Below are 14498 nucleotides of genomic sequence, written 5' to 3' on the forward strand. Positions count from 1 at the left end.
GACTACACCGCCCTTACATAATCAAGAGTCAGATTTTTGAACAAACCATTTTCACGAATAATGCTTCCACGTATAGCGTTTAACGATGGAATATCAGCCTCTTCTTCCATTTCTGCATTCAGGGTTGTGGAGGCTTCAAATTCAATGAAAAATCCGGTCACCTGCAACAGATCGTCCCGATACAGCGTTAGCCGTTCCAGCAAGCCATTATCATAGGTGTATAGCACTGACGTTACCAATGCAGGATATTGAAGCATTTCACGGGCTACATCGATGGTAATGACATTTGGCTCCTCCTCAGCCTTTTTTTCCAACAAGTCGTCCGTCTGACCCGCATGTATCCTTTCCTTACGTACTTCACGTCGAATCAGATCAATAATCGGAAATACCTCGTTGGAGTTCGTAAAATTCTGGTTCTCCAAAGTTTACACCTCACCTTCCCCTTCAATATAAGAAAAAGGAAATGACAATTAACGCAGGCTGCGTAATGCCATTTCCTTTTAACTTGTTATGGATCATAGCGTCAAAATCAGGATGTTGCAGGAAGAGCGGACCAGGTTAGCTCCAAATAGTTAATCATGCCGCATTCATTACCGACCAGCCTGTTGCCCTTAATCAGATAATATCCCGCATTACAGGTATGGTTGTCATACACATAACATCCATCCAAAAGCTCTATGAGCGGGTTGCCGCGAATGACAATGTTTTTGGTACGGGCTTGTCTTTTCATATCAAAAAATACTTTATTCGCTATCTGCTGCTTAAGATCACGCATGGATGCACCATCCTGCTCTTCAATCCACGGTAGCTGTAATCCGGCGGTTCTCATATTCCCTTTGGTGGCGACCATCAGGCTTTTATCCAGAAAATGTTCCGTTAACCCCTCAGAACCAGAAATCATCAGATGGTTACGAACACGCGAGTAGTCGGTAGAAGACGTCATTTCAAGCAAATGATCACCTGTAAATTCCCACTTGGAACGCGCTACCTGATCCCAATCCGGAGTATCCAGAAAATTCATTCGTTTCAATCTAAACGTTCCGTAACGATCGCATCTGACATCATAGGGCAAATCCTGTATGAGCGATTGTATAGCATCTGATGCCCTTGTTCCTGCCTTGAAGGAAACCGTTGCTACGAAAGGAGTTTTCCAGCCTTCGGCTGTCTTCATGCATTCTTGATCTTTGGGAATTGTCTGAAGTTCTCCTGTCTTGGGATCAAATCTCATGTAGGAGTGATTGCCTTTCTTCACATCACCATACACCGTTTCGTCTATATCCAAATCGGGATATTGGCAATCTTCACTATGCGCACGCCAGGAATCAAGACCGGCTGCAGCCACAATATCCTTTACGATACTAGATTTCATCCAGGCAAAGGCACCGCCGTCCCCAGCATACGCTTCCTCCGGAGGGTAGATCATATCGTTATAAAAGATAAATTCCTCCAGCATGTCATAACGGTCTACACAGTGAAACGTAAGCGTTCTTCTTTCGGCATCCTCCTCAATTTCACCCTTGATCATGCCTGTAAATATACGTACCAATTCATCGCCATAACCTGCATAAATACGGACGGGAGTTCCTTCACTAATCAGGTGACGTCGCTCTCCCTCCTCCCAATAGGTAAATTCGTTAGGCGGCTGCTTCCTTCCATCCGGACATGCAGGATACCTTTCCACGGATGGGGAGTAAATCCCTTTGGCATTATTTAAAGTTACGGTGGCTGAGGTAGAAGACATGTCCATGTGAGAATGAACCTCCCAGTTCATTACATCCCGTTCCAGTGAAGCGGTATCCTCATACTGAAACCCGCCAACGTCATACCATTTCTCCTTATACGTATCTGCGATATGGGTGGCAAACTGCTCAATTGAGTAATCATGAAAAGCATATTTAACCTCTGCAATATACAGACCACCGCTGGATACAGAAAATCGAAGTCTGTTCGTCGTATCATCTTCAGATACGCCGCGTACCCGGGTATTTTCCCATTGTTCGATACCGCCTGGCAGTATGCTTTTTATATATACATCCATATCCGTTTCGTTATGGCAGGTTACAACATAGTCGGTGTACTCGCTCACATGGTTATGGCTATAAGAGCCGACATTCGTAGAAATCCCCTGATCTGTAACCTTGACCACAAAGGCTTTGGAGCCATTGGACACCATGATTTTCCCCTGTGTTCCCTGATCGGCCTTGATTCGGAACTGCATGGTAAATGGGAATTTGTTGATCTTCCCCATCCGTTCAATACCAGCCTCTTTCCCTATGGTGGATATCTTCTGCTGATCCCCCAGATCCGTCACCACTACCTGCTGATCGTGAGTCCAATCATTCGTTGTTCTCATGGAATCTTCGAACGTCCAGACTGTTTTGGCTGAGACGGATTCCACATCAAATTCTCTGGCTTTCAGAAAAGTAAGTCCAAAATTACCTCTCGACGCCTTGGATGGATTTGACATGGAAAATTCGATCTTATGGTGTCCACCAGGCACCGGAATAGAGGGAGGATAAGCGAGTCCGTTTTTGGCATTTACCCCTTCAATGGTGGCAACTACATGGTCGTCCACCTTTACCTCTACTCTGTCCTCGATATCCATATCCGAAACATAGGCCCAGCTTAAACAACCCGGCTTGAACCAGTCATGCACAAACGTGAATTTTTTTACCTGACCTGCCCCGTCTGTTCGTTGAAAACCTAAAACATTACGGACCTGATTAGGCGTTTCATTGGTGAAAAATTGTGTGACACCCACGATATCCACGTATTTCAAAGGGTCCAGACTCGTTTTATGAGCCGTAAAATTTTTGCTATACGATACCTTTTCTGTAGTCCGGTTGATCTGGTAGGATGGAATGGATTGATCTACTTCTGAGTTTGCACTGCGAGTTCTTCCGTCCCCCACTGCTTGATTTTCACAATGACAGGTTTTCGGCCAAATTCGAGGCATTGCTCCGCATTTTCCATTAAAATCTCAATACGCTTGCCCTTCGTGGAGCCAGCCGTATCATCAGCCACATATTCGCCCCAATTGTTCCCGTCTACCAACAGCTCAACCTTACTTCCCAACGGAATGACAGAGGGATCGACAGCGATAATTTTGTAATCCTTCCACTGCCGTACATCTGTTCCGCCTCTTGTAATGCCTTCAGAGTTTGCAGCATTTACATAATAAGCCCACGCTTCCATACTATATTCCGTGTAGGAGTCGACAGCGCTAGCTTCCAACGATGGAGCGAATGTGCTTTTATTCTGAACAGCGGTATCCAGTGTTCGAATGGGCAATTGTATGGATTTTTCCCCGCGCAGGAAAGCTTCGGGGTTCAAATCCTCGCCATCCTTGCGAACCTCAAAATGAAGATGTGCTCCATCCCCACCTCCACTACTATTCTTGTGACCCGAGTTCCATCCTATAGCAATAGGATCTCCAGCCTTCACATGATCTCCAACCTTGACCATCATCGCATTGGGTTTCAAATGAGCATACCGGGTCGTCCAGCCGTTGCCGTGATGGATATATACCGCGTGACCGTAACCCTTTACAGCACCAGCCGCAGTAATTCTCCCATCCCATACGGCATGAATGGTATCCCCCTTGTCACAATCCAGGTCCAATCCTTTGTGAAGAGGACGCTTGGGATTCACTGAACGGTGACGGCTGGTAATCAGCATGCCCTGAATATGATTCGAATCGGTAACATGCCCACGCATTTTCGGACTAGAAAGAATAGGCATGGACATGGGCAAATTGGAGAGGCGGGCTATCTCGCTAGCCTTTGTTTCTTTCTTTTCACTTGTTAATTGTGTCACACCATCAATGGACAAAAAATCTTTAACGACCGTATCTTTTACATATTGAACAACGTCTTGGTTTGGCCGCAAACTGCGGACATAGGACATTTTGTCCAGCTCTACAATTACGCGTGGCTGATGCCCCAGAGCCTGTACACGCTTCATCGTGGATTCAAAATTCATTTTTCATCACCTATCTGAATTTTTCTAGGGCCCATTCTATGAATCGGTTTAAAAATACGACAGCTTCCGCACGTGTAATACATTTTTCTGGCTCCAGCATATTGTTTTCATAGAGCGGAAATACGTAGCTTCCGTCTAGAAACTGCTCACTTATCAAGTCCATAACAGCTTGCTCATACCATTGGCCTGAGAAAGAGCTTCGGTCCAGCAGGGTTCTCGGTGGATACGTATTGCTCTCCAATCCACGGTCGGTATATCTGTTATAGATATCCACCCGCATCTGTTGAAGAAGAACAAGAAACTGTGCTCTTTTCATACGAACATTCGGAAAGAAACGGTCATGATAACGAGCGTGTGCAGTGCTTACAACGAACGTCTCCTGTTTAAATTGCACACTCCCGGCTTCACGATAGTTATATCCGACAGTCGCGGGAAATCCGTTATAGTTGAAGGGGAGATACACAATTCCTTGATGAATCACAAATGCATCCTGTCTGAAGCCGAATGCTTTCTTAATCACTTCCTTTGGATCTTCTTCCAATTGGATTTTCACAGGCAACCGCTTGAGCTTGGTTCCCAGAACCGTGACCGTCTCCGCCTGATATTTCGTTTGGCTCTGATCATCAGCCGCCATGGACAAGGTCGCAGAAGGCAGGGTAATCAGACTTTCGTCCGTATCCATATAAGGTTTTTGAACACAGCCATCCTCCTGATAAACAGGCCTGCCATATGCGATGCATACCACCTCAAGTCCGCCGGATAAAGGATGGGGCATCGTTATTTTTTCGTTTTCCACTCTTTCAGGCTGTACCTGAGCTCCAGCGACGAAAACAAAAACTGGATTTTCAATATGCATCTGATAGCCGGGAATGGCGAATTCCTGCTGACCATCAAACGTTACAAAGCGCTTGACAATGCGTTCATGTCCTTGTTCAAAAGTGTCGTAGGGCATCCCCTCGATAAAGCTGTGCTCGTTGCGGGCATCCAGACCTAAACGTGCCATATCTAACATATCTCTATAAAACCAATCCAGTGGATCTACATCAATCCAACGTTTCATCTCAATACCCCCTTAGAATCCGGTCCACATACCTGTAGGACCTCATCAAAAAGGTGATTCCCTCTGCCCGGGTACAGCCCTCGTCCGGTCTGAAATAAGGGCTGACCTCGCCTTCATCCGCAGGGATGGTAACCATACCACGCTGCTCCATTTCCTCAATATAGCTGGATGCCCAATGGCCCTTGAGGTCCATGAATTGACTTTTGTAGCGGTATTCATCACCTTGCTTGCGAATAAGCAACATTTGGACTTGGATGATATATTTAGTCTCCATCTCCGCCGTTTGAATATCTGGTTTACCTGTGACAACCCCCGTATAAATCGTGCCTTTTTCATCATAATATTTGTGCTCTGAGCCTATAAAGGATAGCCAGTCCGCGTATTCCTTTTTACTGTAAAATAGCAGCGTTAGGCTAGTCGTATAATGTGAAGTTCCACGATTGACCAAGCCTGCTGAGTAGGAAAACGTTTCATTAACATAGGATTTCAGAGTCGGAGCCGGTGGCTTATATTCGCTGACTAGCTTGGCCTTAACCTCGACAAAGCGAATTCCATTATCATAAAATAATCGCTTTTTGTAGATCGTATCTTCTGATTTATTGGGACTTTGCTGAGTCAAAATGTATACCTCCTGTCGTTAAAAATGATGATTTGCTCCGCTACAACGGATTATGGATTAATATGACGTACTGCTACGATAAGCAGTGGTCGGATTCATAAGAAGCTGATCCCGCAAGCTTCCGGCTCTACTGTTTTGAAGACCTCTTCCCAGCCTCTTGCCTATGGTCTCCAGTTGGGTCGTACTTACGTTATTCGTGACATTAGGCAATGTCACATGGACAATAACATCACCGGAGTTGATCGTGTACGATGGGCGCATGTTTGCACGTGTCAGATATTCATTTCTGGTTAGCCCCGTTACGCCTTCTGGCATATGAAATGTACGCTGATGACGGAGTACACTTTGCAAGTCCCGAGCTTGGTGCTTACGCATACCGATATACTCTATAGAGCCTGTTCGCACATCTGCTATTTCAACATTTAGCGTCTTCCTGCTTTGGTCCCTATCACTCTGTACCTTGCTCACGTATTCATTCATGGGGAGGGTCAACGGCTTCGTTGTACCATTCATATCATCTTGCATACTCTGACTCGGATCTGTTGGTGGCTGATCTGGTTTTTGCTGGTTTACTTCTGGCCTTATCCTACAATCTAATAAGGTACTTAACGTGCGCTTGTGTTCCTCCAAACGCCCGAAGCGTAAAACTAGCCCCTGCTTCTCTTCATTAGAAGAATGCTTTAGTGTCTGAATAAATGCCTGTAGCTCCACAAGCACATCAGTCTCTATATTGCCCATACATTCACCGCCTTTTATAAAATGAAACTCCCGCTCCTCCATACGGAGCAGAGCAGGAGTGTCTCTCAACCAAGCATATTAGCCAAAAATGCCATATCTTCTTCGTCCGCTATTTTATAGTCGCCCATATAAGAGCCGTCTTCTCTGACTTGTTTACGGCCTGTACGGCGGATATCCGGACGATCCGTTCCACCAGTCCCGCTCCATAATCCACCGGCAGACATAGAGGAAACTTTAATGGTAAATTCGATATGGTCATGACACTGCTCCAGATAGTAGCCCAACTGAGGGAGCGTAAGGTCCCAAACCTGATGCTTATCCAGGTGACAATAATGGGCCAGCTTAAAAAAGAGATTCGCCCAGTCAATAGGAGCTTGCCGGTCATACTCCAACTCCTCATCCTCAGTGGCTACATGGACTTTTTTATTCCATTCAGTCCGATCATGGCATCAATAATTTGCTTGGCCGTTTCGAGGTCAACATACTCTTCCAGATGCTCAGGAGTCATCCAGCTATAATAAGGCTTGAAGCCCATCATCAGCACATCCAACAGCTCATGATAACGATCCCCACCTTCCGGATCATCTGGGATTAGATTTGCAATAATAATGCCGGAATCAATAGCATTCAGCTTTGTAATCAGTTTACGCGCATCCTTTAACCCAAGCGGGGGCAAATAATACGTTTTACCGTCACGTAAACGTACCTTTTCATCTTCTTCAAAGAATGCTTTTTCTTTGATCTGCGCTTCCTCTTCTGCCAAAACCTTCTTTGTACTTTCTACCACCGCATCTGACTTGGAAGGTTCATTTTTAGATGGAACGGTGAACTCTCTTTCATTCATTTCGAAAACACATCCTTACGTATCAGTTGTTAACAGATGTTGTTGCAATCTCATAACGCTTGATCGTGCCGAGCTTGTTATCAAAGCGTTCCGGGTCAATGACCGTCAAGGTTACACTATGCGTAGACGCCTGCTGGCGCTGAGCATCAATCGTGAAATTGGATTTCACACGACATTGATACAATTCCGTTTGGTATCCTTGCACAGAACCGTCCTTTTGCTCAAAACGGCCATCATGAACCAGGTGAACCGTCAACGGTAAATCCCTGCTCGAAATATCCAGAACATCCACCACTTCATTGCGTTTATAGTTTACATAAATGGCTACATCCTTCAACGCCGCATTGAAAATCAGCTTTCCCCCTTCAACAAGGTATTGCTCCTCGGTAGGGGTTCCGGTGAGCGAGCGTTTGAGAAGCTTGTTTCCATTTAGCGTACGCACTGAAATTTCAGGCGTGGTATGCAGCGAGGTACCAAAGACAAGCTCTGCCTCACACTTCTCGTTCACTTCCTGAATAACGTGCTTCTCTTCCAGCTCCCACACAAATCCATCATCATCCTGCTGAATTCCACTCAAAGCGACAGGATAGACAATCACTACTTTTTTCCCAGCCAACGATGCATCGAATACTGCCTTATTACCTGTCACGGTAACTTCCGTGGTTACATCTGTGCCTGTAATCACATCCTCGTAGGCCTTCATAGCAGGGCTTGTCGCTGCGTCTTCTGTGAGCAGCACCTGGTATGGGGATTCCCCCGGAACCATCACAGTTTCCGTTGTCAATCGGTAAGACGCTCCGCTAACACCTTCACGAAGCTTGGAACCGAGGACGAGACGGACCAGATTTAAGTCAAATTTGGCATCTTGAGCTGTAATATCAATCGTTTTTTTACGAAGCAATGCATCCAAGGGCACACTGGAATCTCCACCCTCGATATCCTGCATATCCAGTTGGATGTCCAAAAGCATGTTGTTCAGTGTTCCAATCGTGATGAGTTCATCACTATTCGGAATTTTAGCCATAAACTTGCCTGCACCTTTAATCAACATTTTTTTGTTTTTCGTCATTCCCATCTTCAAAAACCTCCAGTTTATTATTCCATTCTAATGGTATCCCGATTGGAATGGAGTATTTATATGTGTTCTCAAGGCCCGCGTCATGATCTGAACCCGTGACAACTTGACCCTTGAACAAACCACCTTCCTGACGTTATCAATATAAGTGAAGCATTGGATGTTTTAACTGTAGCGACGTACTTGATCTCTTCATCGTCCTCGTTTCTTCATACAGGGTCTACAACCCTCAATAGACGACCTCGGAATATGCTGCTGCCGATTAGACTGTTCAACCGCAAAAGGATAAACAAGTTTACCGAACTGATCCATTATTTTACCTGTAAGCTCGCCGATACAATGCAGGCATAGCAAGGGTTCTCCTGCCATTTTCTCTGCCATAAAATTTTCTCTATATAGAACGCAATTAATAAGCTACCAAATTCACTTCAACCGCCAAATCGGGTAATAAAGGGTAACTCACCACAAGGCGGCGATGAAGATGAACAATGAAGAAATCGAGTATTTGAATACAGCGATGAAAAAGGTATCAGACAAACGACTCTACGAAAGGTATCTGGCGGTCCGACTTCGTCTGGAAGGCCATACACTGAAAGAGATCGGTGATATACTCGGACGTGCACGTCAAACCATCAGCCTCTATTGGCACACCTACCAGAAACAGGGCCTGTCCGGTCTTAAAATGGATCACTCTCCTGGACAACCGACAAAACTCACGGAGGAGCAGCGTCGTCAGTTAGCCGCGATGCTGGAGCAGCATCAACCAGCCGATGTAGGTTTTGAAGCTCGGTATACCTGGACCCTTCCGCTAGTGGCGGAGTGGATCAAGCAGGAGTTCGGTGTCACCATGAGCGTGCGTGGGATTAGTGCGATGCTGAAGCGGATGAACTTCAGTTTTACCAAAGCCACCTATACGCTAGCTAAAGCCGATGAAGACGCCCAAGCCTTTTTTAAAAAGCACACTTTTGCTGAGCTCAAGAGGCAAGTGGAAGCCGAAAAGATCAATCACTTGCTCTTTGAAGACGAGTCGATGATTCGCTCTTATCAAGCGTTGCAGTACAATTGGTTCCCGCGCGGCCGACAACGCAAAGTGCCTACGTACGGTAAACACGAAGGAGCCAAATTGTTTGGAGCCATTAACTATGAAACCGGTCAGGTGCATCACCGGGAAGAAGAAAAGGCCGACACAGAAGCCTTTATTCGATTTCTCCAGGATCTTCTCACTGCATATCCGAATGGAAAAATCGCTTTAATTCTGGATAACAGCCGGATTCATCATGCCATAGAGTTACAGCCTTTTTTGGAGGAACACTCGCGTCTGCAATTGGTTTTTCTGCCGCCTTACAGTCCAAACCTCAATCCAGTTGAAGGGCTGTGGTTGTGGCTCAAAGCCGATGTAGTGAACAACGTCTTTTTTGAAAAATTCTATAAGATTAAACTTCATGTCAGTCAATTTATGAAGCGAATCAATCAGCAACCGTTGGAAACGATTGATCGCCTGCTTGTCAGGTTATGATCTTAATTGCGGTCTATATAGCCCTTTGTGTCACATAACGAAATTTACACCGGATACATGGGGTAAACTGCATCATTCCTGTAGCCTCCTTCATAGTACAAGGTTTGTTTTTTTCCTTACATAGTCTCCAATCTTACAATTCATCTGACGATCTCTATACTTCAATATAAGTAACTGTAAGCTTCATTGAACAATTCATATATATAAGAATAAGAACGATTTCATGGGTTATACAAAAAAAAGAGGAGCAACCCCAAGCCAAATTACGGCTTGAGCGTCTGCCCCTCCTCTTCTGCAAAGCGGAAGTTGCGTGCGATGTACAATATTGGTGTACCCGCCGCGGTTAGTACAAATTTTAAGATATAGGTGGTGAACAGTAGCTCCAGCCATATTCCCCATTCATAGCCGTAAAAGGCGATGCTGCAAAAAATGAGCGTATCCATAAACGAGCTAATCATCGTACTGCCATTGCCGCGAATCCAGAGCTGGTGACGTTCCGGGAAAAACTTGCGGATCCACGAGTATAGACGAACGTCCAGCAATTGGCTAACCGCATAGGCCGTCAGGCTGGCAAGTGCAAGTCTTGGTAATAGTCCGAATAATTGCTGCATCGGCGCCTGGGCAAAATCGGTTGCATTAGGCTGAAACACCAGCGCCATCTGCATCGTTAGCGTCGTCATAATTAAGGTGAAAAATCCAAACCACACCGCTTTACGCGCCTCTTTGGGTCCATATTTTTCATTCAGTAAATCGCTGGCCATGTACATAGAGACATACATTGTGTTTCCCAAAGTCGTCGTAATACCGAGCAGATCGATGGTTTTGGTTACCTGAATGTTGGCAAGCACGGTAGCCACACCAATCCAGGCGTACAACCCTTTTTTACCGAATAAACGATAACATAACAAAAAGAACATAAAATTGACGAGGACAAAAGCTGCCCCCCATAGCAAATTAAACATGAAAGCCTCCTAGTTTTGATAGCGCGGGATGGTTGCGAACCGCGGTTCTTCCGAAGCAGGCCGGAAAAACATTATTTTAATGTATCACAGATTACGATTCGTGAACAGTAAACCTGCTCCCTAGACTACGTGGAGAGTTTCTATCATCCCAATCAGGAGCGTGCCGCCGCATCCAAATCCATGCTGTGGTCGTTGAACACGTCCTGATCATTCTCCTTGAGCACCTTGCCTGAAATGAGTCCTGCTGTAATGGAATCATTGACATTCAGCGCTGTGCGTCCCATATCAATCAGCGGCTCAACCGAAATGAGCAATCCTGCCAAAGCTACGGGCAAGTTCATGGTCGACAGCACGATCAGAGAAGCGAAGGTAGCACCGCCACCTACACCTGCTACGCCGAAGGAGCTGACCGTAACGACCAGAATGAGCGTGAGGATAAAATCCCAGCTCGTCGGATCTATGCCCACGGTTGGCGCAATCATGACCGCCAGCATGGCCGGATAAATGCCTGCACAGCCGTTTTGTCCAATGGTCGCTCCCAAGGTGGCAGACAAATTCGCGATACCGTCCGACACACCAAGCTTTTTCGTTTGCGTTTCAACATTTAACGGAATCGTTGCGGCACTGGAACGGGATGTAAAGGCAAAAACCAGCGTAGGCAATACTTTTTTCACATACGTTACCGGGTTATAGCCGAACAGAGCCAGCAAAATAAGATGAATGACGAACATGACCAACAAAGCCACATAAGAAGCGAGCACAAACTTGATCAGCTTCAAGATTTCATCCGGATTCGTCGTGGCTACAACTTTAGTAATCAGCGCCAAAATGCCGTAAGGCGTCAACCTCAGTACCAGCGTCACAATCCGCATCACTACAGCGTACACGGCATCAATTACTTTACGGAAGGTTTGCGCCTGCTCTGGCTTTTTACGATCCAGCCCAAGCACGGCCACCCCGATAAAAGCCGAGAAAATCACTACTGCCAGCGTCGAAGTACGACGTGCTCCCGTCATATCCTCAAAAGGATTGGATGGAATAAATTCCAACACCTGCTGTGGAATCGTCATATCCTGAACTGTTCCAAGACGCTCCTCCATCTTCAAACCCTGTGCTTGTTCCTTTTCCCCACTTTGAATCTCAATCGCTTTAAGATCGAACGACAAGCTGGTCACAATACTGACCGAAGCGGCAATAGCCGTTGTAATCAGCAGTACTGCAATAACAGACACGCTTATTTTGCCAAGATTCTGTCGTCCCTTCAAATTCATAATGGCTGAAATAATCGACACCATGATGAGCGGGATAACTACCATTTGCAGCAAACGAACATAACCATTACCTGCCAGGTTGAACCAGTCAACCGATTTCGTAATGACCTCCGAGCCCGAGCCATAGGCGTACTGGAGAATAGCCCCGTAGATTAGACCGAAGCCCAGTCCGGCAAACACCCTTTTCGTAAAAGAAATATGCTTCTTCTGCATCCAGACTAACACGCCGAGCAGCAAAAGCAGCACTACTACGTTCAAAATGATAAAGAAGGTATCCATATATCATTTCCTCCAAACTTGTTATATTTTATAAAGTGACCCTTCAATCCGTTGATTACTATACCACAATACCAACTATTTTTGTAGGTTTTGTATTTATAAAATAATTTAAAGCAGTTTTTCCCTTCATCCAACTGAACAAAAAAAACAGCAAGCCTTCATACTTCGAAGACTTGCTGCCTGCTATTCAATACTTGTTCCTGCCTTAGACAATCACTTTATATAGAAGCTCCTGCTTCTTGATATCCTTGTTCTGTTGTCTAGCTGTATCCAATTCACTATATTCAGCTACATTGGTAACAATAACGGGCGTGATTGTCTCGTAACCCGCTTTGCGAATTTCCTCCAGATCAAACTCCAGTATCAGGTCACCCACTTGCACACGATCTCCTGATTTAACATGAGGTGTAAAATGAAGACCTTTCAGCTTAACTGTATCCATGCCGACATGTATGAGCATTTCGAGTCCAGAATCACTTACCAGCCCTACAGCATGTCCGCTTTTTGAAATGGAGAATACGGTACCTTCCACCGGAGAAACAACCTTTCCTTCCGAAGGCTCAATAGCCAGCCCTCTACCCATAATCTCTTGGGAAAATGCAGGGTCATTTACTTCACTTAACGGTTTGACTTCACCCATAATCGGGCTGTAGACAGGGATTTCAGATCCTTTTGGCAACGAATTTACAACTGTAGGTACCACATTATCTACAGCTTCGGAAGCTTCGTTTGCTCCAGTACCTGCATCTGTTGATGTTCCTGCTTCTTCCTTCACATCTTCAAAGCCCATGAAATAGGTAATCACTGTAGCAGCCACAAAAGCAATCACGAGACCAAGGATTGCGTACAAGAAAGTCGGTCCAATAAACATCGCCAGGCCAGGCAAACCAACCAATCCACCCATGACATACGCTTTTGTGCCAAACAGGCTCATGAAGCCCCCGCCGATGGCTCCCCCGATCAGCGCTGCCGTAAATGGTTTTTTAAACCGCATGTTTACACCATACATTGCAGGCTCGGTTACACCCATAATAGCTGTCAAGCTCGTGGAGAAAGCCACTGTTTTGACTTTGTCATTTTTGGATTTTAAGAATACACCCAGTGCAGCACCAGCCTGAGCCAGGTTGGCTGCTCCCATAATCGGTATCATATAGTCAAAGCCCAACGTTGCAATAGAACCGATCATGATCGGAACCAACGCGTAGTGCATACCTGTCATGATGATCAGGGAGAAAGTACCGCCAAGCAGCAAACCTGCAAGGGCACCTGTATTTTCAAACAACCAAGAGATACCGCCAGACAAGCCATTACCAATAATCGAGCCCAACGGCCCTACAGCAATCAACGTCAAAGGTACAATAATCAACAGAGTCAGTGTCGGAACGACAAGCAACTTCAGCGATGCATGCGTATATTTATCAATGAATTTTTCAACATAGGACGCCACCCAGATAGCAATAACGATGGGAATAACGGTCGAAGCATAGGTTGCCGCCGTCACCGGAAGACCGATAAAGCTAACTTTCACATTAGATGCCAGTAATGCTGTAATCGTCGGGTGTAAAATGGAAGCTCCTATCGCCGCCGCGATAAACATATTGCTGCCAAGTTTTCTAGCAGCACTCACAGCCAGAATAATGGGCAGGAAGTAGAATGCGCCGTCACCGATTGCCGCTAAAATCGTATAGGTTTGGCTCTTATCGGACATCCAGTGCATTGCGACTAAAAGGGCTATGATCCCTTTGATCATACCTGCGCCAGTAATCGCTGGCAAAATAGGTGTGAACATACCCGCGATAAAATCGAACAGCTTGCTGACCGGGTTTTGTTTTTTCTTGGATGCAGTGCTTGTACCTGTTTCAGTCTGCGGTGCCTTGGACATGTTACTAACCAATGATTTGTAGACATTAGCTACATCATTGCCGATAATAACCTGGAACTGACCGCCACTTTCCATAACCCCCATAACGCCTTCTGTTTTTTGCAGTTGTTCTTTTTGAGCCTTCTTGTCGTCATAAAGGTTAAAGCGCAAACGGGTCATACAGTGAACTACTTGTTCAACGTTTTCTTCACCACCAACCAGTGTAAGTATCTCTTTGGATAATTGATTTCGATCCATGAGGGTTTCCTCTTTTCTTTTAAGGTATAAAATG

Annotated in this window: 13 protein-coding genes; 1 reads left to right on the top strand and 12 read right to left on the bottom strand. The window is 45.5% G+C overall.

The features are described 5' to 3' along the window. Window positions 1-2 precede the first annotated feature (2 nt). The 9 genes from ASL14_RS04785 to ASL14_RS04820 all read right to left on the bottom strand — a co-directional run bounded on the left by ASL14_RS04785 (window position 3) and on the right by ASL14_RS04820 (window position 8317). Window positions 3-422, bottom strand: coding sequence for a hypothetical protein (locus tag ASL14_RS04785; RefSeq protein ID WP_134910649.1), 420 nt, complete (start codon window positions 420-422; stop codon window positions 3-5). A 107-nt stretch (window positions 423-529) separates the two neighbouring features. Further along, entirely contained in the window at window positions 530-2911 is a 2382-nt protein-coding gene (locus ASL14_RS04790) for a peptidase M23 (RefSeq protein ID WP_335338614.1), read from the bottom strand. Further along, entirely contained in the window at window positions 2872-3981 is a 1110-nt protein-coding gene (locus ASL14_RS29225) for a peptidoglycan DD-metalloendopeptidase family protein (protein WP_335338615.1), read from the bottom strand. The genes ASL14_RS04790 and ASL14_RS29225 overlap by 40 nt, the downstream gene beginning before the upstream one ends. A 10-nt stretch (window positions 3982-3991) precedes the next feature. Next, window positions 3992-5041 carry a hypothetical protein gene (locus ASL14_RS04795; protein ID WP_134910650.1) on the bottom strand — a complete coding sequence of 350 codons (1050 nt, stop codon included), beginning with the start codon at window positions 5039-5041 and terminating at the stop codon, window positions 3992-3994. 1 nt (window position 5042) lies between these two features. After that, on the bottom strand, window positions 5043-5660 hold the full coding sequence (locus ASL14_RS04800; protein WP_134910651.1) for an S-layer homology domain-containing protein: 618 nt from the start codon (window positions 5658-5660) through the stop codon (window positions 5043-5045). Window positions 5661-5717: 57 nt separating this feature from the next. Then, window positions 5718-6398 (bottom strand): hypothetical protein, encoded by a 681-nt coding sequence (locus ASL14_RS04805; RefSeq protein ID WP_134910652.1) that lies wholly within the window; start codon window positions 6396-6398, stop codon window positions 5718-5720. 65 nt (window positions 6399-6463) lie between these two features. Then, window positions 6464-6790 (bottom strand): hypothetical protein, encoded by a 327-nt coding sequence (locus ASL14_RS04810; protein ID WP_223264198.1) that lies wholly within the window; start codon window positions 6788-6790, stop codon window positions 6464-6466. Window positions 6791-6807: 17 nt separating this feature from the next. Beyond that, complete coding sequence (locus ASL14_RS04815) at window positions 6808-7242, bottom strand: DNA polymerase III subunit gamma/tau (RefSeq protein ID WP_134910653.1); 435 nt, start codon at window positions 7240-7242, stop codon at window positions 6808-6810. A 22-nt stretch (window positions 7243-7264) separates the two neighbouring features. Continuing rightward, the gene (locus ASL14_RS04820) at window positions 7265-8317 is read right to left on the bottom strand and encodes a hypothetical protein (protein WP_134910654.1); all 1053 of its coding nucleotides are present in this window, start codon (window positions 8315-8317) and stop codon (window positions 7265-7267) included. Between the two features lie 475 nt (window positions 8318-8792). On the opposite strand from ASL14_RS04820, the gene ASL14_RS04830 reads away from it, so the two are divergent. Continuing rightward, entirely contained in the window at window positions 8793-9833 is a 1041-nt protein-coding gene (locus ASL14_RS04830) for an IS630 family transposase (protein ID WP_134910655.1), read from the top strand. 263 nt (window positions 9834-10096) lie between these two features. On the opposite strand, the gene ASL14_RS04835 is transcribed toward ASL14_RS04830, so the two are convergent. The 3 genes from ASL14_RS04835 to ASL14_RS04845 all read right to left on the bottom strand — a co-directional run bounded on the left by ASL14_RS04835 (window position 10097) and on the right by ASL14_RS04845 (window position 14464). Further along, window positions 10097-10795, bottom strand: coding sequence for a queuosine precursor transporter (locus tag ASL14_RS04835; RefSeq protein WP_134910656.1), 699 nt, complete (start codon window positions 10793-10795; stop codon window positions 10097-10099). A 152-nt stretch (window positions 10796-10947) separates the two neighbouring features. After that, entirely contained in the window at window positions 10948-12345 is a 1398-nt protein-coding gene (locus ASL14_RS04840) for an L-cystine transporter (RefSeq protein ID WP_134910657.1), read from the bottom strand. A 205-nt stretch (window positions 12346-12550) separates the two neighbouring features. Beyond that, a complete protein-coding gene (locus ASL14_RS04845) occupies window positions 12551-14464 on the bottom strand; it encodes a beta-glucoside-specific PTS transporter subunit IIABC (protein ID WP_134910658.1) in 1914 nt (637 codons plus the stop codon). Window positions 14465-14498 lie beyond the last annotated feature (34 nt).

It is taken from the genome of Paenibacillus sp. IHB B 3084 (assembly GCF_001447315.1).
GTDB lineage: Bacteria > Bacillota > Bacilli > Paenibacillales > Paenibacillaceae > Paenibacillus.